The following is a 21,320-nucleotide window of genomic DNA, read 5'->3' on the forward strand; positions in this document are numbered from 1 at the left end:
ACGACAACATATTCGCTATAGTCCCGATCAGCGACGTGCGAAAGGGGGAATCGTGACCGAGTTGGTCGAACCTCTGCCGCGCGCCGCAGCCGATTCCCCCCGCAGAGCTCTGCGACTCGCTCTGCTCGGGCTCGCCGGAGCCGGTCTGCTGACCGCTCTCGGCTTCCTGTTCCAGTCGGCTCCCGCCTCCGCTGACGAGGCTCCGCCGCCGCAGCACTCTCTGCTGGGATCCGTCGTCAATGGAACGGTCGGCGCGCTGCTCCCGGGCACCTCCTCGCCGCAGAGCGCGGGTTCCGGCTCCGGCACATCCGGCGGCCTCGTCGGCTCGGTGCTCGCACCGGTCACCGGCGCTGTGGATCCGCTTGTCACCTCGCTGCCCGTCGTGGGCGGCGTCGTCGACACGCTCCTCGGCCCGACGCCGACGGGTTCGGTCGTCGGAATCGTCGACGGCGTGGTCAACGGGGTCACCGGCTCGGGAGGCGGCACGACGTCGCCCACCCCGCCTCCACCGCCGGCCGGCGAGCCGACGCCTCCCCCGGCGACGACAACCCCCGGAGGCGGAACCGCCGACCCGGGTACCGCGACCGGCAACGCCGACCCCGCGGCCGCACCTGCTCCTGCGCCGGCCGTCGCCACTGCGCCCGCGGCCACCGGATCCGACGCGGACTCCGCCGCCGACCAGGCCGCGCCATCCCCTGCTCCGACCGCCACTCCCGCCCCCTCTCCGGTCACTGCTTCGGCCGTGGCCACTCCGGCCGACGGCCCCATCCACGGGCCCGCGTTCAGCCCGTCCTCGTCGGCCGAGGGCGTCCTGACCTCGTCCGGCTCCGGCGGTTCGGGCTCCGCAGCCGAGCCCGTCGACTCCTGGATCCCGCCGTTCGCGCCGTACGACACGTCCTGCGCCGCGCGGACGACCGAACCCTCCTCCGCTCCACCGGGCGACCACGACGTCAGCCCCGGCTGATCCCCTTCCTCCGGATGGAGGCACGACGCCTCCACTCACAGCAGCGGCCCGAACATGCTTCGGTGTCGCGCCGGTTCAAGAGACGCCCGTCCTGGGCGTGAGCCGACGCGTCGACCCGCGCTCCTGAGACCCGGAGAAGGGCGACCCCTCTGCGCGGGCGCCTGCATCCTCCCGGGCTCTCGAACGCGCGGACGCGCGTCCTGAACTTCGGAGGACAGCTCGTGGAACGAGCGGAAAGCACAACGGAAGAACACGCGACCGGCCGCGGAGAGCGAACGCTCTTCGACCAGGCCTGGTCCGAACTGGATGACGCCCTCGCGTCGGGCGGCCCCGATGCGGCGGCGGAGGTGGTCCGTCGTCGATGGTTCGACCTCCTGGCCGGACCGGTACCGGATCGCGCAACCGCGCTCCGCCGGCTGCCACCGGGGACGGTGAGCGAGAGACCGCTGCTCACGCTGCTGGCCGGCCACACCGACCCGAGCGCGCACCCGCACCGCACCGGCGGCCTGCGGCGGGTCGGCGACTCCGCCGCCCTGCTCGGCGACCCCGATCGCGACCTGCGCCGGATCGACCGGGCCATCCTGCTCTCCGACCAGGCGCAGGTGCACCTCGCACTCGGCCGGGCACAGAGCGCGGTGGCCGCGGCCCGCGGGGCCGCGACCGAGCTCGAGCACCTGAGCGCGGACGATCGGAGGAACGCGGACACGGTGAGCGGCCTGCACGCGCACGTGGGCACGAGCCTGCTGTACACCGGCAACAGCGGGGAGGCGCTTGCCGCGTTCGAGCGTGGCCTGGCGCACGCGCATCCCGTCGCCTCCGGCTCGTCGCTCGGAAACGTGGTGATGCTCGCCCTGCTCCACGCGAGGAACGGCGACAGTGGAGAAGCCAGGGAGCACATCCGCACGGCTCGCGCACATACTCCGCAGCTGCGACACGACGACGCCATGCTGCTGAGCGTCGCGGAGGCGATCCTCGCGCTCGACGACCTCGACCAGGATGCCGCGCGGGAGCACCTCGCCGACGCGGCGGTCGATCTCCGGACCACGCCGCATTGGATGCCGTACGCCGTCACCGCCGCGACGCTCGAGCTGGTCTGCGGTCACCCCGGCCGCGGACTCGCCCACCTCGACCAGACGATCGGAGCCCGCGGTCCGGAAGGCCGGTCGGCCGCCGTGCGGGCAGCGCTCGCGACCGCTCGGGCGGTCCTCGAGCTGGCTCTCGGGCATCCTGAATCGGCTGAGGCTGTGCTCGAACGCGACGCCGGCGAGATCGAGAAGCGCATCGGATCAGCGCGCGTGCAGCTCTTCCTCGGCCGGCACGGCGCCGCGCTGCAGCACCTGCGGCCGCTCGCGAACGCGGTGCTGTCGACGCGCCGGCGTGCCGAGGCGGTCGCGCTGGAGGCGGCGGCGCTGCTGCGCTTCTCGAACGAGGACCGCGTGACGTCGGTCGTCGACCACCTCGGCGCCATCATCGAACGGAGCGGGCTGCTCCTGCCCCTCGCACTCCTCCCCGCGGCAGACCTCGCCCGCGTGACCCACGCCCTCGCCGCCCTCGGGTACGGCGAGACGCTGGCGCTCGACCGGATCATCGCGCTGGTGCGCGGAAAGGGACCGGACATCCCCCTGACGCCGCGGGAGACGGCCGTGCTCGCGACACTGCTGCAGCATCCATCGCACAGTGCGATCGCGGCCCAGCTCAACGTGTCGGTGAACACCGTGAAGTCGCAGCTGCGGAGCGTCTACCGCAAGCTCGGCGTCTCCACGCGCGATGAGGCGATCGCGATCGCGCTCGACCGTCACCTGCTGGTGGAAAGGGAGTGACGATCGTGAAGCGCGACTCAGTGCCGCAGGGCGGGCTCCGCGCCGTCGCCGCGGTCTCCCGTCGGCGCCCGCATGATGCCGGCACGGAGCACGCGGTCGCCCAGCAGCCAGGCGATCCCGGCCGCGGCGAGCTGGCTCACCACGCGGCCGAGCAGGGTGAGCAGCAGGATGGGCGCAGCGAGATCGTCCGGAGACATGACCGGCAGCGAGACCAGGAACAGCAGGACGGCCGTGACGAGCGCTCCGGCCGCGTAATGCCAGGGCCGGAGCGTCCCGCGCCGGCCGAGTGCGAGCAGGGTGATGTCGAATCCCACGCCCGCGACCACGAGCGGGATGAGGATGAGCGCGCCGAGCGGTGTGAAGCCGATCGCCAGCAGACCGACCAGCGCGAACGCGATGGTGGTCGTCCAGGCGAAGCCGACCAGCCGGCGCGCGAGGAACGGCAGGATGCTGTGCATGCCCGCCGCGAGCGCGTACGCGGGCGGGAAGAGCGCCGCGAGCAGGGCGGTCACCGGCGCCACGAGGATGAGCAGGAGCGCGCCGAGCGCGCCGAACGCCGCGATGATGAGAAGCGCACGCGTGCTCAGCCGCCGGGTCCCCCGCGGGGTCGGGCTCGTCGACATCCCACCCCTCCTTCCGAATACAGGCATTTCATCTTGCCCGGTTTCCGACAGGCCCGTGGCTCGAAACAGTTCGATCGGCGAATAAAGAAAGATGGTGGACGCGTTGCGTACATCGATGTGGCCCAGCGGCGCAGCGCGCCCGGCGAGGGGTGAATGATGGATTCAGGAGGATCAGTGGACGACGAGACGGTCGGCGGCTCGGAGTCCGAGCGCTCATCCGCCGACCGGGCGGCGCTCGACGCGCTCAAGGACGCGATCGACGCGGGCGACTGGGATGCCGCGACGGCGGCCGTGCGAACGGGATGGTTCCAGCTGTTGAGCGCGCACGGCGAGGCCACCCGCCTCCTGCTGGAGCGCATCCCCGTGTCCGAACTGCGCGTGCATCCCCTGCTCGCCATGCTGCTGGGCATCGCCTACAACGGCCTCGGATTCCACCGCGTCCGGGCGCTGCGCTACTTCGTGACCGCCGTGCGCTCCGCCCGATCGCCGCGCAATGCCGCGCTGAGTCCCGTCGACCGCGCTCTGATCCGCTCCGCAGAGGCGAGCGCGTACCGACTGATCGGACGGCCGGGCATGGCGGTCGGACCCGCGACGGCCGCGGTCGCGACCCTCGACGGCCTCAGCGACGACGACCGGCAGCAGCTCACCGAACTCCCGCGCATCTACTCGCAGGTGGGTGTCTCCCTGTACTACGCGGGCGAGATCGAGCAGGCGATGGAGACCTTCGCGAAAGGACTGGCCGCCTCCCCGACGACGGCGCCCTCCCCCGGGTTCAGCAACCTCGCCATGCTCGCGGGCATCCACGCGCTCCAGGGAGACCTCCCCGAAGCACGCGCGCACGTCGAGTACGCGAGGACCGGTCCGTGGACGGACCGGCAGCGGAAGACGTACATCGGAACCTTCTACCGCCTTGCCGAGGCGATCCTGGCGCTCGAGCGGTTGGATGCGGGCGCGGCCCGCGAGCACCTCGCCGAGATGGAGCACGACCCACGCACCATCGAGCACTGGATCGCAGTGGCACGCGTCGAAGCGCTGGCCCTGCTGGTGGACGGCAGGCCCGGCGATGCCCTTGCCGGCCTCGAGGCGTACGCGTCGATGAGGGCCGGCGAGGCGCGCTCGCCCGCAGCACGTAACGACCTCGGCCGGATGCGCGCCCTGCAGCAGCTCGCGCTCGGCAATCCCGACGCCGCCTCCGTCATCGTCGAGCGGGACACGGTCGCCGGCCCCGACCAGCACATCGCACGGGCACGCGTGCACGTCTCGCTCGGCCGGAACGGATCGGCGCTGAGCGAGCTCCGTGCGGCGGTCCGCGGCCCCCTCACGGCGCGGCAGACCGCGGAGGCGGCCGCGTTGGAGGCCGCAGCGCTGCTCCGACTCGCCCCCACCTCCCGCACCCGCGGTGTGGTGGAGCACCTGGGCGCGGTCCTGGAACGCACCGAGCAGCGCCTGGCGCTCGCCCTGCTGCCGGCCGACGACCTCGACCGGGTCGTCGCCGCCCTCGACGGTGTCGGCTACGGCCAGGTGACCCGGGATGTGCCCCTGCGCTCGCTGCTCCCCGTCGCCGAGCCGGAGCTGCTGCTCACCGACCGCGAACTCGCTGTGCTGGCGGAGCTGATGAAGACCGGATCCGTCGCGGAGATCGCCGCAGCCCTCGTGGTGTCGGCCAACACGGTCAAGTCGCAGCTGCGAAGCGTCTACCGGAAGCTCGGCGTCAACAACCGGGAGGATGCGATCGCCGTCGCGCTCACGCGCAACCTGCTCGTCGAGCGCGACTGAGGCCGGGGTGACTGGAGGGTGAGCGCAGGGTGAAATCGGTCCGCCGGTGGCACCGGGGCACGTAGCGTTCTCTTGCACGCCCGCTTACCCATCCCGCCCCCTCCCTCACCCGAGGAACGACATGACCATCGACGAGAGCACCCCGACTCTCCGTCGCCCCGGCCTCGACGCGCCGAGCGCATCGCGGTGGCACCGCGCCCTTCCGGACGACCTGGCAGCGCTCCTGCACAACGCCCACGCCGACGAGCGGGAGGCGCTCGGACCGCAGCGGCGGGCGGCCTACCTCCTGACCCGCCAGGTGATCAGCGGCCTGCTGCGCGCCGCTTACCCGGCCCGGCTGGTCGCCGCCGAGCTCGGCGTGCGCAGCGAGTCGATCCGGACGCGCGCCCAAGCGGGATGGATCCGCCTCGCCGACATCGCAGCCCTCACCGGCCTCGAGCAGGACGAGCTCGCGCGGCGGTGCCTCGCGAACGACGCCGTCGTCGAGGACGGCCGGCTGTTCAGCGACGAGCTGGTGCGCATCCTGTCCGCCCCGGCCACCTCCGCCGGCGTCCGGGAAACCGCGGGCGGCCGGTGACCGGAAAAAACTTCGCGAATCGGCGTCATGATTCCGGACATTCGCGATCTCTTAGGTGGTGCATGACCCGAACGTGCGCCAGCGGCGGCGACCCGAAACGCTGCCGCTCAGATCGACGCCGATCGAACGGTGCCGAATCCGGGAGACCCGAACCCCGCTCGACGCCGAGAGTGCCCGCGACCCGACGGGCGCTCTCGGCGTGCACACAGAAAGCCCCTGTCATGCCCGACCCGTTCGCGCCGCCGATGACCGGCGCACTGCTCGCCCTGCTCGACGACCTCCGCCCCGGCGACTGGCTCGCCCTCGGCTCGGCCAATGCGCCCATGCTGGAGAGGACGCGGTCACTGACCGTCGACGCCTCCCTCGAGGAGGTTGCCGCCTCGGTCTTCGATATCCTCCCGATCAGCCGTGACACCCTCCGTCCGCTCGCCGGCTGGGCGGTGGAGGACGACCACCCGCGGTTCACCGACCTGGCCGGCGCCGTTCAGGGCCTGGCGAGCGACGGGTCCGGACGGCGCCAAGAGCTCTTCGCCCTGCCCGACGACGTGCTGGTCGACTGCGCCGACGGCATCTCGAGCACGATCCGCGTGCCGTGGGACGGTGCGCCCTTCCTCTTCCTGGTGTGCGTCGGCGGCGCGCGCCACGAACCCACCGACCTCCGGCGACGGCAGGCTCTCGCCGGGATCTGCTGACCGGGCGGACGAGCACAGCGTGCGCGACGACGACCAGAAGGAGACCGTGTCCGACCGTTCGGACACGGACCTCGTCGAGTCCGCACGCGCCGGCGACGACGACGCGTTCGCCGAGCTGTGGCTGCGTCACGCCGCGGCCGGCCGGACGGTGGCCCGGTCGTTCAGCACCGAGGACCCGGACGACGTCGTCGCCGAGGCCTACGCCCGCATCCTGAAGGCGGTGCGGGACGGACGCGGACCGAGCGCCGGCTTCCGGCCGTACCTCTTCACCACGATCCGCAACGTCGCAGCGGCCTGGGGCGGCGCCCGCCGCGACGTTCCCATCGAGGACGCGACGACGATCGAAGACCCGGAGACGACCGAGGCGGCCAGCATGGATGCGCTGGACAGGTCGCTCACCGCCCGCGCGTTCCGCTCGCTGCCGCAGCGCTGGCAGGAGGTGCTCTGGTACAGCGAGGTCGAAGGGATGAGCCCGGCGACCGTTGCGCCCCTGCTCGGGCTGACCCCGAACGGCACGGCGGCGCTGGCGTACCGGGCGCGCGAAGGGCTGCGCCAGGCATGGATCCAGGCGCACATCTCGGCCAGCCCCGAAGGATCCGACTGCCGCTGGACGACCGAGCGCCTCGGCGCCTACAGCCGCGGCGGACTCGGGAAACGCGAGACCGCCCGGCTGGAACGGCACCTGACCGAATGCGCCAAGTGCTCGATCGTGGCGGCGGAGGCGCAGAACGTCGGCTCACGGCTGACGCTCGTGCTGCTTCCGCTGCTGCTCGGCGTGGGCGGGGCCGCGGCGTACGCGGCCAGCCTGCAGCGCGGGGCTGCAGTGGCGGCGGGCGGTGCGGCCGGGGGCGCGGTGATCGCTGGGGGCGGCGGTGCTGGTGCCGGCGGCGGTGCTGGGGGCGGCGGCGGCGGTGGCGGCGGTGCTGGCGGCGGCGGTGCTGGCGGCGGCGGTGCTGGCGGCCATTCAGCTGGAGCGGCGGGTGCGGCGCGTGCTGGGCGCGCGGCTCGGAGTGGGGGGCATGGAGCCGCCTTCGGCGTCGGGGCGACCATCGTCGGAGTGGCGGCGGCGGCCGGTGTGGTCGGCGCGGTCGTCCTCGGGCCGCAGCTCTTCGCATCCACTCGACAGGATGCGACCGTCGCGCAGCCATCGGATGCACCGTCGGCCGCGGCGCCTGACGCGCCCGGTGCGCCGACCGGCACCGCGCCGGAGCCGCCCGTAAGTTCACCGCCGCCGGCCGCGCCGGTAGTGCCCGATCCCGGTCCGGCGCCGGACGATGCGCCGCCGGCCGTGCCGGCCGTGCCGGCGGTGCCGTCGGCGTCGGTGCCGGCCGTCGAGCCTCCCGTCACTCCCCCCGTGAGCCCTCCGGCCGTTCCTCCGGCGGCCCCCGTCGTCGCCTCGACGTTCCCCTCGGGATTCGAGACCGCCGCGACCTCCCTCCCCCTGACCGGAAGCGGCGAACCGGGCGCCACCATCGCGGTCACCGGGTCGCCCCTGGCCTCGGTGACCCGGCTCGACGCCTCCCCGGCCGGGTCTCCCTCCGTCGTCCTGGGCGGCGCGACGGTCGCGCCCGACGGCTCGTGGACCCTCGACGCCGACCTGAGCGGACTCGCGGACGGCACCTGGGACGTCTCCGTCACGCAGACCCGGAGCGGCCTGACGTCGGCGCCGGCGTCCGTGCGGATCGGCGTCGACCGGACGGCGCTTCCCCCGGTCATCGTCAGCGCGGACACGGGCACCGGAGACCTCGCCGACCGGCTCGCGCCCATCCTCACCGGAACGGCGGAGCCCGGCGCGACGATCGTGGTGTCCGACCACGGCACGGCTGTCGCGACCGTCACGGCAGACGCCGAGGGCGCGTGGACGTCGCCCGAGCTGATCGCGATCTCCCCCGACTACAGCCTCACGGCGCGGCAGACGGACGTGCTCGGCAACGTCTCGGCCGAGTCCGCGCCGCTTGCCGGGACGGCGATCGTGCCGACCGTCACCGCCCTGGGGTCACCCGGTACCGTCGCGATCACCGTGCACGGCATCCCCGGTTCGACCGTGCAGGTCTGGGCCGACAGCGAGTCGACGCCGTACACGCTCACCCTCGACGCGGCGGGCAACGCGTCTCAGATATACAGCTGGACCGCGGGCGACCACCGCATCGGCGCCGTGTACCTCTCCGACGCGCGTCACGGCGTCCTGAGCGACGTGCCCGTCACCCTCCCCTGACACGCGTCCCGGCCGCCAATAACGGAGGCGTCCCGCCGCCGAACCCCCGAAACCTCCTCCGTTTCGCGCGTGCGCGCGGCGCGCCGCCCATCGCATCCTCCCTTTCCGACCGCACCGGAAACGGAGGAGCTCCACACAGCCACCGCGCGCCCACACGAAACGGAGGACATTCCGCCCGGCCGCCCCACAATCCCCTCCGTTCGCCGCGGGGACGCGGCGCGGCGGCGGCCGCATCCTCCGTTCCTGACGGCAACGGAAAGGGAGGGGATACGTACCGCCACACTGCCCGCCCACACGAAAGGGAGGACATCCCGTCCCACCGCTCTGCGATCCCCCTCCGTTCCCGGCATGGACGCGGCGCGTCGACCGCCGCATCCTCCCTTCCTGACTGCAACAGAAACAGAGGAGATACGTACCGCCACCCCGGCGGCGGACACGAAACGGAGGACATCCCGCCCGACCGGCCCGCGATCCCCTCCGTTCCCGGCAGCGAGGCGGCACGCCGGTGGCCGCATCCTCCCTTCGTGACTGCAACAGAAGGGAGGGGATACGCGGCGACGCGCGGGCACGACGCGCGAAACGGAGGCCATCCCGCCCGGCCGCCCCACGATCGCCTCCGTTCCCACACACGCCCGGCAGCAGCGTCGTCCGTTCGTGGTTAGGGCAGGCTGCGCGGAACGGAGGGGGATGCGGCCCGGCCGCTCCGCGATCGCCTCCCGGGGACGCGCTGCGGTGGACCGGGCCGGGAAAACCCGGCCCACCGCGACCGCACGAGCGGCACCGCGAGGCGGCGGGCCGAATTCGCCGCGCTCGCGGGCCCTGTCGAGCGACCCCGCTTAAGAGAGTGCCGACGGGCCGGATCATGACGCCGGTTCGGAAAATAAGTGCGGCGGGGAGGTTCCCGTCCTCCCCGCCGCGCGACGGAGAGGGCTTACCCAGCCTCTCCCTCGGCCGGTCGCTGACCAGATCGGGTCTGGTTCATCGCTTCCGGAGCCTCGGCCGGCGGCGCAGCAGGAGCAGGCCGGCGCCGGCGACGAGCGCGGCCAGCGCGGTCATCGCCCAGGCCAGCGATCCCAGCAGGTCGCTTCCGGTGCTCGCCAGCCCGTGGACGGGCGGATCGGTCACAGTCGCGCACGCCGTCGCGCCGTCACCGCACCGCTCGTCGCCGGTGGACGGATCCCACGGGCCGTTCGGCGTCTCGACGCTGGCGCGGTTGGTCGTGTCCTGCGGCGCGATGAGCTTCGCAGCCAGCGTGATGGTGGCCTTCTCGCCCGCTGCGATGCCCGGGATCACCCAGTGCAGCTCGCCGTCGGTCGCCTTCGCCGCCGCGGGCTGGGCGCCGAGCACCTGGATGCCGCTGGGGAGGTGGTCGGTCACGGCCACATCCTTGGCGTCGATCTGCCCGTCGTTGGTGACGGTGATCGTGTAGACGATCGTGTCACCGACGGCTGCCGTCGCCCGGTCGGCCGTCTTCGCGATCCGCAGATGCCCGACGTCGAAGCGGTTGGTGACGGTGACCGTCGCTGCGGCGCCAGCCGAGATCGTCACCGTGCCGTCGGCCGGGTCCATCGTGGTGGCGGTCGCCAGCCCGGCGTCCGTCTCCTCGATGGCGCAGGATGCGCCGGCGATCAGGCCGTCGATGGTGGCCGAGTAGCCGTTCGCCTTCGACAGGACCACGGTGCCGTCGGTGCCGAGGTCGATCGGGGTGACCACCCCATCCACCTCGTACGTGCAGGTGACCTGCATGGTGAAGGGGCCTGCTCCGAACGAGGCGACGCCGTCGCCGATCCGCTTCTTGTCGATGACGAGCGATCCGGTGTCGAACGTGTTCGTGATCGTCACCTCGGCCGGTGCCCCCGCCGGGACGGTGACGCCGCTGCTCGGTGCGATGGACACGGCGGTCGCCCCGCCCGTCGCGGTTTCGGTCACGTCGCAGTGCGCGCGCTGGATGAGCCCGGTCACCGTGGCCGTGTAGCCGTTCGCATCGTCGAGGGTGACGAGGCCGGCGTTCGGCAGCGGGATGGTGAGCGTCTGGCCGTCCTTCTGCCAGGTGCAGACGAGCTGCGCCGTGAACGGACCGGCACCGTAGCGGGCCACGCCGTCACCGACGCGCTGCTTGACGATCGTCACGCTGCCCGCCGAGAACGTGTTGGTCACGCTCACGGTGACCGTCGGCACGGAGCCGTCGGTCGCACCCGGGATGGTGACGGTCGGCGAGTCCACGGTGCTTCCCGTCGCTCCGCCGTCGGTCGTCTCCACCACCGAGCACTCGGTGCCCGCCGGGTAGACACCCGGGACGGCCAGGGTCTGGCCGCCCACGATGGAGAGGTCGCCGTCGAACAGGGTCTGGTCTCCGGCGTAGACGCAGGTGACGTGGACGGTGAACGGGCCGTCGCCGTATCCCGCCGCCGCATCGCCGTCGACGATCTTAGCGATCGCGAGGGCGCCTGCCGCGTAGTGGTTGGTGATGTCCGCGGTCGTCGCCTGCGGGCCGGTGCCGAGCACCACCGTCGCCTGCGTTCCGTCGGTCGCCGCTGCTCCGTCGACCGAGATCGCGACGTGGTTCGGCGAGGCCGCCGCACCGTCCGCATCCGTCTCCGTCACGACGCAGCTGGAGCGCGCCGGGAGACCGCTGATCGTGTGCGACCCGCCATCCTGGAGCGTGAACGCTGCGTCACCGGCGGCGAGCGGGATGCTCTGGCCGAGCGGAGCCGTGCAGACCACGCTCACGCCGAACGGCCCGAAGGTGCCGGCCGTCGCCGCGGTGTCCACGTGCTTCGTCACGGTCAGGTCGGTCGTCCCGTAGTCGTTGACGATGGAGACCTTCTGGTCATCCGGCACGGGAGCCGAGGCGTCCGCCGCCGCGATGGTGACCGAGCCGGGCGTGACCGTCCGGCTCGCCTCACCGTAGGAGCCATCGGCGCCGTGTTCCACGACCGCGCACTGGGCGCCGGTCGGGATGCCGTCGATCCGCGCGGTGTACTGGTTCGCCGCGCTGAGCGTCACCGTCGCGTTCGCCGCGAGACCGACGGCGACGCCGCCGATGGTGCAGCTGACATCCGCCTGGAAGCTGGTCGGCGCGTACTGCGCCGCCGGTCCCGTGACGGTCTTGGTGATCTGCAGCGGACCGCCGGTGAGGATGACGCCCGCCTTGATCGGCTCCTGCGGGCCGGCCGGCTGCGAGCCGGACACGTATGTCGGGTAGAAGCCGAACGAGTTCCAGGCGCGGACGGCGGTGACCGGGGCGCTCACCGGAGCGCGGTGGTCGCCAGCCGTGGTGGTCGGCACGTTCGTGCTCGTGTAGGTGACCTTCACGGCGGCGCCGGCCGCGAGGGTGCCGGATGCGGTGCCGCTGAAGTCGAAGACCATCTTGACGCCGGTCACATCCGCTGCCTGGACGGTCGAGCCGATCTCGCTCGACGGGATCCACGCGCCGGTGGGGCAGGAGGAGCCCGGGGTGATGTCGGCGGCACACGGCTTCGCGGCGGTCGTCACGTACCAGGTCATCACCGCACCCGCGGCGTCACCGGTCGGCTGGAAGGTCAGGTCGCCGAGGAACTTCGGCGAGTAGACGGAGCCGCGAGGCGACGAGTCGACCACGCCGGTGTCGCCCGGGTACGGGAAGACGTCGACCGCGGTCAGCGTCTTGGCCGCGACGTTTCCGCCGTTGACCATCTCGAGCTTCCAGTCGTCGGTCGCGCCGATTGCGCTGACCGCCGCACACGGGTACCGGTAGTAGCCGTCCGCGTCGGCAGTGCAGGGCAGGGCCGGGTTGACGACGTTCTGCGCCTGTCCGGTGGACGACTTGACGCCCTTGGATGCGGTGAACGACCCCTGCGACAGCGTCGTCACGACGTTGCTGGTCGAGCAGGTGTTGCCCGCGAAGGTCACGGCGCGCCCGTTGCCCGGGTTGAGTGCGGTGCAGTTCGCGCCGGTGAGCTGGCGGTCGGTGGACACCCCGAAGGTGTTCACCGCCGTCTTCGCCGGGGCGAGTCCCGGCTTGATCTGCAGGCCGATGGTGATGCTGTAGGTCTCTCCGGGCGCGAGCTGCGAACCGGCCGGCCAGGTGAACCGGATGGTGCCGGTCGCGGCGTCGTAGGTGCGGGTGATCACCGCGCCGTCGACGGGCAGCGTTCCGCCGGTGGAGGTGCTGAACGTCGGAACGTTGGTCGGCACGTAGAGCAAGGAACCGTCCGCCGGCAGGGTGTCCGTGACGACGGGGTTGGCCAGGCTGCCGGTTCCGCTGTTCTTGAACCGCAGGGTCCAGTTCACCTCGCGTCCGGAGGCCGCCTGACCCGGGCTGGTCTTCTCGACCTGGAGCTTCGCGGTGCCCGGGTCGACGGTGAAGGTCGCGCTGGCGTTCGCCTGGGTGGCGTGCACGTCGTTGTAGGACGCGTCGGCGGTGACCGTGTCGGAGATGGTGCCTGCGGCCGTCTCGCCCGGCATGGGCTGAGCGACGACGGTCGAGGTCACCGGGCCGCTGCCGTCACGCAGGGTGGCGCGGAGCGACACGTTCAGCCGGACGTCGTCCTTGTCCTCCGAAGCGGAGAAGGCGGCACCGTCTGCACGCGTGTAGGTGTATCGCAGGCCGGTCACGTCCGCGGCGGCGACGCCGGCGGGGAGGGCCGCCGAACCGATCGCGGTCGGCGTTCCCGACTGCCACTGGGCGTTCGCGCCCTGACCCGTGCGCGCATCCACCTGGACCCGGTCGGCGCCGGTCGGCGTGTTGGGCAGCGTGAACGACTTCAGGGTGAAGGCGTTCCAGAAGCTGTCGTCCGCATCCTCGATGACGAGGACCTTGGGCGACAGGGTCCCGGTCGAACGGGCGCGCAGGTTGACCTGGATGGGGTCGACCGGGTTGGCCTGCAGGGTGCTCGTCGGGTTGAAGGTCTTGCCGGTCGTGACCTGGAGGTTGCCGTTCTGCAGCGTCACCATGACGCCCTGCTCATCGGCGGCCTGCACGGCCGGGTAGACGTCGTCGTGGAGGGTGGCGTGCGCGTTGTTGAGGATCGTGCTGGGCACGGGAGCCGTTCCGCCGGTGCGGGTCGTCTTGCGCAGCTGCGCCGTCAGCGTCAGGCCGACCTTCTGCTGCGGCGCGATCGTGCCGCCGGTGCCGTCAGTGCCCTGGGCGTTGGTGCCGCGCAGGAGCGCGCTGACCGCGACGACATCGCTGAGGTCGGCCGGCGTCAGGGCCATGGCCTGCGCGAGCGTCACCGTCTGGGTCGTGGTGCTGCCGTCCGCCGCCAGGTGGAGCAGGGAGACGCTGCTGGCGCTCGTCTGGACGCCCGGCGCCTGGCTCAGGTCGACCACGATCTTCGTCAGGTTCAGCTGCTCGAACGGGTTGGCCGCCGCGTCGTAGGGCGCGAACACGCACGGGTCGGACGTTGTGGCGTTCACGCACTCCGTCGGGTCGGAGAGGCGCAACTGCCAGGTCTTGCTCGTGGACGTGTTCGTGGCCGTCGTCGCATACGTGGTGCTCGGGTACGCGGACGCCGGGACGTCGGGCTGCGGGATGACGAGCGTCTGCGGGGAGGCGGTCTTCGTCACCTTCGTGGTGAACGTCGGGTCGATGATCGTGACGTGGTCGTTCGCGTCACGGCTGACCGGGTCGCCGACGAACGGCTGCGCGCCGACACGCACCGTGTTGTCGACGGCCCCCGGCGATCCGCCGAGGTTGTAGGTGCGGGTGCCGGTCACCCAGTCAGTGGCCGTGCCGCCCCGGACGGTGTTGCGGATGGCGAGGTCGAGGTGCACGGTCCGGCCGTTCGGCTGGGCGCTCGCGCTGACGCTGGCGACGCCGCTCCCGACAGCGGGGGCGGTCGCGTCACCCGTCGACTGGATGCGCGCGGCGCGGTTCGGGCTCTCGATCACGGTCAGACGCACGCCCTGGGTGCTCGCGCGCTGCGATGCAGTGAGCGTGTAGCCCGGGAAGACGCCGTCACAGGCGTTGGACGTGGGGCAGGCGGCGGACGTGATGTCGTTCCACTGCGTCCCGTCGAACAGCTCGACCTTGGAGACCTTGTCCCAGCGGATCTGCGGGTCGAGGGTCGCGCCCGCGGTGGACGTCGGCGTGATCGCGTCGATGCGGACCAGGTCGAACGCCTGGAAGACGCTGCCGCCGATAGGGCTCGGCACGGCCGGGTCCTGGATGGTCATCGACTGCATCCCGCTGACCTGGCTGCCCCAGCCGAGCGTCACGCCGGTGGTGGTGCCGGACTGCGCCTGGACGACCTTGGTGCCGTCCCAGCTCTTCGCCGCGAGCAGCGGGCCGGGACCGCCCTGCGTCGCCTGCACGCCGACGGTGTCGCAGTCGACGGCGGGCTGGCTGGTGATGCCGGAGCCGGCGACCGTGCCGGACGCCTGGCTGACCGCGCAGTTCTGGTACGGCGTGACGGTCGGGTAGGCGCCCGGGTTGGTCGGGCCGCTGCCGTCGCGCAGCTCGCCGCGCGCGGTGAAGGTGATCGCCGGCTTGACGTTGGTCGCCTGACCGAAGCCGTCGGCGTCGGTGAAGGTGAAGCGCAGGCCGCGGACGTCGGAGTGCGTCGTCCCGTTCGGCAGCACGCTGTCGAGAGTCGCCGAGTACGTCTTGGCTGCGGCCGTCGCGTCGACGACGGTCAGCGTGTTCCACGTCGTGCCGTCGGTGGTGTACTCGATCGTCAGCTTCGAGCCGGAGGGCACGCTGGTCGGAGCGATCGCGGTCGCGTCGAAGGCGTTCCAGTAGGGAGCGCTCGCGGTGTCCTGCGGCTCGGTGATCACGATGGTGTCGGGCCGGACGGAGCTGGTACCGGTGGGCGTCTGCGCCGATAGCTGGACGAGGCTCGTCCCGCCCGGGATGACCGTGCTGGGCGTGATGGTCTTGTCGAGAGTGAGCTTGACCTCGGGGAAGTACACGTCGAGGTTGGCGTTCGCCGTGTCGGTCGCAGTGCCGGCGGGGTTGGCGCCCTCGACCGTCGCGGTGTTCGGGTAGGTGACGAAACCGGAGCCGGCGGGTCCCGCATCCGTCGTCGTGTTGACGGTGAAGGGGATGCTGGCGGTGGCGCCAGGCGCGATCGAACCGGTGTAGACGATCTGGAAGCCGATCAGGTACTGCCCGGCGCTGAGCGTCGGTGCGCCGGGCAGACCGGAGGCCTGGTCGACGGTGGAATCGGCAGGGGCGGTTCCCGAGTTGACGAACCAGTGGATGGTGGCGCCGGTCGCCCCCTGCGGCCACGCGGCGGCAGAGGTGAAGCCTCCGAAGGTCACCTTGTTCGTGAAGAAGGTGCCGGAGCCCGGCTCGGTCACCGTCAGGCTGGTGAGCGGTCCGGTCGAGGTGTTCTTGGCGGTGACGGTGGCCACGGACGAGTCGCCCGCGGGGATCTGCGGGTCGACGAACGACTTGTCGGCCGAGACCGAGACGGTGAGCGGGGCGACGATCTGCTGGGCGGAGGCGAGGGGCGCCTGTCCGTCTCCACTCGACGTGCTGACGGTCGCGCCGACCTGGTTGGTGCGCGTTCCGCCGGTTACCAGGCTCGCGCCTCCGGTGCGGCCGGTCGCGCGCTGGACCAGGCTGAGGGCGACCGATCCGGCGGTGCCGCCGGCCTCGATGGTGTCGCCGGTGCTCGACGAGAACACGAAGCGGAGGCCCGTGACGTCACCCGGCTGCACCTCGGAGGACAGCTGCGGGGTCGCGCCGACCGGTCCATCGACCGGGCCGCCCGCGGTGAGCGCGATGACCTGGACCTGGTCGGCTCCCGCGGGGAAGGTCACGGCGCCGAAGCCCGCGAGGTCGTAGAACTCGAAGGTGTTGCCGGCGGCGGACGGATCGGCCGGCTCGGCGATCGTCAGGCTGGTGGCGGGGATGTTGGATGTGTTCGCGACGGTCAGAGCGACCTGGGAAGTCTCGCCCGGGTTGTACTGGGTCGAGCCGGGCGTCCAGGTCTTCGACACGGACGCGGTGATCACATCCGGGACGTGCACGGTCACCGGCACGGAGCCGCTGACGGTCGACGCGTTCGTCGCCGTGAAGGTCGCGTTGTTGGTCAGCTGCGTGCCGTCGAGGGACTTGTCCACGTTCTGCGGCATGGTGACCTGGATCTGCACCGACCCGGTCGTGCCCGCGGCGAGACCCGTGCTCGCCGGGACGGTGTTCGGGACGCTGTCGGCGAAGGCGACCGTGACGGTGTTTCCGCTGACCGTCGTGGTGGCGCTGCCCGCTCCGACGACGGTCGGCTTGCCCACGATCTGCAGCGGCGCGGGGACGGGGTCGGTCAGCACCGCGTTGACGCATCCCGTCGTCGTGGACGAGCAGCCGTAGTTGAGCGTGTAGAGGAAGCTCTGGCCGGGGGTGACCTCCGTGACGTTCGCCGTCTTGGAGAGGTTGAGCACACCCGAGCCGAGGTCGTCGGCGTTGGCCGCGGGAGCGCCGACGGCCACCGCGCCGATCAGGGCGAGCACGATGCCCGCGGCCACACTGGCCGGAGCGCGGAGCGTACGGCGGCGGGCGTGGGCACCGCGGGCAGGCAGGAACAACGAACGGAGTCGGGTAAGCAAGACGTGGTCCTTCGGGCAGAACAGTCGGGAGATCGCGAGGGTGCGGGAACACGCGACGCGTCGGGTACTGCCGGAGTCTTTCGGAATCGGGGACGCAGCTGAGCGTTTTTCACCCCGGCTTCACCCTGCTGGAGGGCCGTATTCCCCTGTACTGGGGGCAGAACAGTCGGGTCAGCGGGTCAGCGCAGGACGAGCACCGCCGCGGTGAGCACCCACAGGGCGACGACGAACACCGTGTCCCGCACGCGCCACTGGGGTGGGGTGCGTTCGGTGCGGCGCGGATGGGCACCGAACGCGCGGGACTCCATGGTGAGCGCGACCCGGTCGGCGTGACGGATGCTGGAGGCGAGCAGCGGCACCACCATCGCGGAGGCCCGGCGCACGGCGGCGACCGGTCCGCGGCCGGGTGCGACGCCGCGCACCCGCATCGCGCGACGGATCGCGGCCAGCTCGGAGGCGAAGAGCGGCACGAACCGGTAGGCCGCGACCGCGGTGTACGCGAACCGGTACGGGACACGCAGCTGCGCGGTGAGGGCGCGGGCGAGGTCGGGTCCGCTCGTCGTGAGGCCGCCGACGAGTGCCAGCGCGAGGATCGCGGCGATTCGCAGCGCGGTCGTCAGACCGACGACCAGCGCGCCGACCGTGAATTCGTACGAGCCGACCGCGACGAGGACGGTCGCGTCCGCGGACCTGCCCGGTTCGGCCCACAGGCCGAAACCGATCGCCGTCAGGAGCACGCCGGCCGGCAGTCCGAGCAGGAGCAACACGAGCGCCCGAGGTGAGAGCCTGGCGCCGACCAGCAGGAGGACGACCGCCGTGAGGAGGAGGACCAGCGGCACGACCGCGTCCCGGGTGACGAGCAGCCCGATCCACGCGGGGACGACCGCGGCGACCTTCGCGAGCGGGTTCAGGCGCGCGAGGAAGCCGGGTGGGCGTTCCGCGAGACGCGGTGCGGTGGCTGTCGCGGTCATCGGGCGGCGGGGAGGTCGGCGAGCCGGGTGAGGCCGCGCAGGGGTTCGGGAACGGCGGGGTCCGCGAGGGCGCGCGCCAGGACGGGCTGACGGAGTCCGTGCGATTCGAGCAGCGCAGGTTCGCCGAGGATGCGGGCCGTCTCGCCCACGACGGGCAGCCGGCCGTCCGCGACGATCGCCACATGCGAGGCGTACTCGCCGATCAGCCCGAGATCGTGCGTCACGGCGATCACGGTGGTGCCGCTGCGGTTGAGCTCGGCGAGGAGGTCGAGCAGCTCGGTCGCGCGGGCGCGGTCCTGGCCGAAGGTCGGCTCGTCGAGCACGAGCACCGGCGCTCCCTCGATGAGCGCCGTGCCCACCGACAGGCGGCGCTTCTGCCCGCCGGAGAGGAGGAAGGGATGCGCCGAACGGCGGTCGGCGAGCCCCAGGACCGCGAGCATCGCATCCACTCGGTCCGCGATCTCTGCCGTGGGCAGGCGACGCTGCCGCAGCCCGAACGCCAGCTCGTCCTCGACCGTGTGCGTGACGAACTGGTGCTCGGGGTTCTGGAAGACGAACCCGACGGTCTCGCGCAGTGCCTGGACGGACGCCCGCGCCGGGTCGAGCCCGAGAACGTCGATGGTCGAGCGCGGGGCGCGCGCGACCCCGGCGATCGCCTGCACGAGCGTGGTCTTGCCCGCGCCGTTCGGCCCGACGACCGCGACGAACTCCCCGCGTCCGACGCGCAGCGACACATCCTCCAGCACGGTCCGCCGCCCGCGCCGCACCGTCAGCCCCTCGACGCGAACCGCCGCCCCGTGCTCATCCCCCTCGTGCCCCTCGCCCTCGTGCTCCTCGCCCTCGGGGGACTCCGCCCGCCGTCGAGTACGCACGAATTGCACACGATCCGGCGCGTCAGCGTACAAAGTTTGCGTACTCGACGGTGGGGGGACGGGGGCTGAGGAGAGGGCGCGGGTGAGGTCGGAGGCCGTGAGGGGCAGCGGGTCGAGGGGGATGCCGGCCGCGCGCAGTCGCAGGGCCGCGATCGTCGCGGTGGGCAGCCAGACGCCGAGCTCGTTCAGCTCCTCGGCGCGGTCGCGGATCAGCTCCCGCGACGGACCGTACGCGAACGGACGGCCCGCCGCGTCGAGCACGAGGACGGTGTCGGCGATCGGGAGCGCCAGGTCCAGATCGTGCTCGATCAGCACCACCGACCGCGTCGACCCCGCGGCCGTCAGGCGTCCGAGCAGACGGTAGACCTCCTCCGCGCCCGCGGGGTCGAGGTTGGAGGTCGGCTCGTCGAGCACGAGCAGCGGGGCGTCGAGCGCCAGCGCGCAGGCGATCGCCAGCCGCTGACGCCCTCCGCCGGAGAGCGTGTCGGGGTCGTCGTCGCGGCGCTCCCACAGGCCGACGGCCCGGAGCGCCGACTCAGCCCGGGCTTCGACCTCGGCGACCGGGAGCAGACGGTTCTCCGGTCCGAAGCACACCTCGTCCAGCACCGTGCGCGCGACGAGCTGCGCATCCGGGTCCTGGAACACCATGCCGGTGTGCTCGCTCAGCGCGGCGACCGTCGCGTCCCGCGTCAGCACACCGCCGACCCGGACGCTCCCCTCGACATCGGCCGGGACGGCGTGCGGCACGAGTCCGTTGAGGGTCAGCGCGAAGGTCGACTTGCCGCATCCGCTCGGCCCGAGGACGAGCAGCACCTCCCCCGGCGCGACGGTGACGTCGATGCCGTCAGGGGTCCAGGCGGCGGCTCCGTCGTGCCGCACCCGAACGCCGCGCGCCTCCGCAGCGAGCACGGGGGTGGATGCGGGGGCGCCGGATGCGGACGGAACGGCGTCCACGGACCTCCGATCGCCCACGCACACCCCTCCTCTTGCCGACCCGCTCCACGCTACGGCACGGGTGGGGACGGCGCGAAGAGTCGGCGACGGAGGAGCGACGAGTCGCATTCCGAACTCATCTCCTCCGTTTCCCGCACCACGGCGGCGCGTCAGCCGGGATCTCCTCCGTTTCCGTCACCGGCGGAAACGGAGGAGTTGAGGCGCGGCGCGCCGGAGAACAGCGGGAAACGGAGGCGGCGGGGAGCGGATGCGCCCGGATCGCCTCCGTTTCCGCAACCGCGGGCAAGCGGCCCGGGCGGCGGACGCTACGCCCGCGCCTCCTGCACGTCGCGGGTCTTCAGCGTCCAGTACGTGGTGACGGGATGCGTCCCCAGCACGATCTTGCCGCGCGAGTGCAGGTTCTGGAGGTCGTCGTAGGCGTACTTGATGTCGGAGAGGGGATAGAACCCCGAGATCAGCAGGGTGAACGCACGCTCCTCCGCCAACTGCGCCAGACGGCCCAGCTGCGCGGTGCCGTGCGCGACGGTCTCCGGGTCGTCCTGCAGCAGCCGCAGCTCGGTGTCGCGGCGGTCCTCGCTCGACCGGTATCGCGACGGCGGAACGCCGAGCGACTCCGCGATGGCGCGTCCGTCCTGCCCGAAGTTGTCGATCAGGGCCGTGACCCCGCCGGGCGCCTCGGCGCGGATGCGCTCCTCGATGGCCTCGCCGTACCGCACCGGCCGGATGCCGAGCTGACGCAGGTAGTCGAAGTTGCGGTCACCGCACGTTCCGATGACCCGGGCTCCGCGATGCTTGGCCAGCTGCGCCTCGATGCTGCCGACGCCGCCGGCCGCCGCCGACACGACAACGGTGTCGTCCGGTCCGATCCGGAGGTCGTCGAGGGTGTCGAGTGCGGTCACACCCGCGAGGTACAGACCGCCGGCCACCTCCCACGGCACGTGCGGCGGCTTCGCCACCAGCGCGCCGACCGGGACGACGATGTGCTCCGCGTGCGCGCCGGTCCGGACGTGCCCGATGACCGCCGCGCCCTTTCGGAACCGCCCGCCGAGATCGCCGGTCACGACGATCCCGGCGAAGTCACTGCCCGAGCCGCGCGGGAACGGCTCGTCCGCCCACGCCTCCTCACGACCGGTGCGGATGAACCCTTCGATGTGGTTGATGCCCGTCGCGATGACCTCGACGAGCACCTCGTCCGCGCTCGGATTCGGCAGCGGCCGGCTCCGCTTCTCGAGGACATCCACATCCCCGTTGCCGTCGTACTCGAAGACCACCGTCTCCCCGGGCTTCTTCGCCATGGGATGCTCCTTCTGCTGTCGGCCGGGCCGGC

At 72.3% G+C, this 21,320-nt stretch carries 11 protein-coding genes; 6 read left to right on the forward strand and 5 right to left on the reverse strand.

Annotated elements, in window-relative coordinates; all coding sequences use genetic code 11:
• Positions 1 to 52: 52 nt before the first annotated feature.
• Both ABIC47_RS04720 and ABIC47_RS04725 read left to right on the forward strand, forming a co-directional pair.
• On the forward strand, positions 53 to 964 hold the full coding sequence (locus ABIC47_RS04720; RefSeq protein WP_354477719.1) for a hypothetical protein: 912 nt from the start codon (positions 53 to 55) through the stop codon (positions 962 to 964).
• Between the two features lie 221 nt (positions 965 to 1,185).
• Complete coding sequence (locus tag ABIC47_RS04725; protein ID WP_354477722.1) at positions 1,186 to 2,784, forward strand: helix-turn-helix transcriptional regulator; 1,599 nt, start codon at positions 1,186 to 1,188, stop codon at positions 2,782 to 2,784.
• Between the two features lie 17 nt (positions 2,785 to 2,801).
• On the opposite strand, the gene ABIC47_RS04730 is transcribed toward ABIC47_RS04725, so the two are convergent.
• Complete coding sequence (locus ABIC47_RS04730; protein WP_354477725.1) at positions 2,802 to 3,407, reverse strand: hypothetical protein; 606 nt, start codon at positions 3,405 to 3,407, stop codon at positions 2,802 to 2,804.
• Positions 3,408 to 3,581: 174 nt separating this feature from the next.
• Here ABIC47_RS04730 and ABIC47_RS04735 point away from each other — a divergent pair, with 174 nt between their 5' ends.
• From ABIC47_RS04735 to ABIC47_RS04750, 4 genes are all read left to right on the forward strand, one after another.
• Positions 3,582 to 5,183, forward strand: coding sequence for a response regulator transcription factor (locus ABIC47_RS04735; protein ID WP_354477728.1), 1,602 nt, complete (start codon positions 3,582 to 3,584; stop codon positions 5,181 to 5,183).
• Positions 5,184 to 5,304: 121 nt separating this feature from the next.
• The gene (locus tag ABIC47_RS04740) at positions 5,305 to 5,760 is read left to right on the forward strand and encodes a hypothetical protein (protein ID WP_354477731.1); all 456 of its coding nucleotides are present in this window, start codon (positions 5,305 to 5,307) and stop codon (positions 5,758 to 5,760) included.
• A 221-nt stretch (positions 5,761 to 5,981) separates the two neighbouring features.
• The gene (locus ABIC47_RS04745; protein ID WP_354477734.1) at positions 5,982 to 6,452 is read left to right on the forward strand and encodes a hypothetical protein; all 471 of its coding nucleotides are present in this window, start codon (positions 5,982 to 5,984) and stop codon (positions 6,450 to 6,452) included.
• A gap of 19 nt (positions 6,453 to 6,471) precedes the next feature.
• Complete coding sequence (locus ABIC47_RS04750; protein ID WP_354477737.1) at positions 6,472 to 8,667, forward strand: sigma-70 family RNA polymerase sigma factor; 2,196 nt, start codon at positions 6,472 to 6,474, stop codon at positions 8,665 to 8,667.
• 978 nt (positions 8,668 to 9,645) lie between these two features.
• Here ABIC47_RS04750 and ABIC47_RS04755 read toward each other — a convergent pair.
• From ABIC47_RS04755 to ABIC47_RS04770, 4 genes are all read right to left on the reverse strand, one after another.
• Complete coding sequence (locus tag ABIC47_RS04755) at positions 9,646 to 17,196, reverse strand: DUF5979 domain-containing protein (protein WP_354477740.1); 7,551 nt, start codon at positions 17,194 to 17,196, stop codon at positions 9,646 to 9,648.
• Between the two features lie 179 nt (positions 17,197 to 17,375).
• Positions 17,376 to 18,167, reverse strand: a complete 792-nt coding sequence (locus ABIC47_RS04760; RefSeq protein ID WP_354477743.1) for an energy-coupling factor transporter transmembrane component T — start codon at positions 18,165 to 18,167, stop codon at positions 17,376 to 17,378.
• Positions 18,164 to 20,011, reverse strand: coding sequence for an ABC transporter ATP-binding protein (locus tag ABIC47_RS04765; RefSeq protein ID WP_354477746.1), 1,848 nt, complete (start codon positions 20,009 to 20,011; stop codon positions 18,164 to 18,166). Before ABIC47_RS04765 ends, ABIC47_RS04760 begins: the two co-directional genes overlap by 4 nt.
• A 287-nt stretch (positions 20,012 to 20,298) precedes the next feature.
• Positions 20,299 to 21,288, reverse strand: coding sequence for an NADP-dependent oxidoreductase (locus ABIC47_RS04770; protein ID WP_354477749.1), 990 nt, complete (start codon positions 21,286 to 21,288; stop codon positions 20,299 to 20,301).
• Positions 21,289 to 21,320: the final 32 nt, after the last annotated feature.

This window comes from Leifsonia sp. 563, assembly GCF_040545055.1.
In the GTDB taxonomy this organism is placed as follows: Bacteria; Actinomycetota; Actinomycetes; order Actinomycetales; family Microbacteriaceae; genus Leifsonia.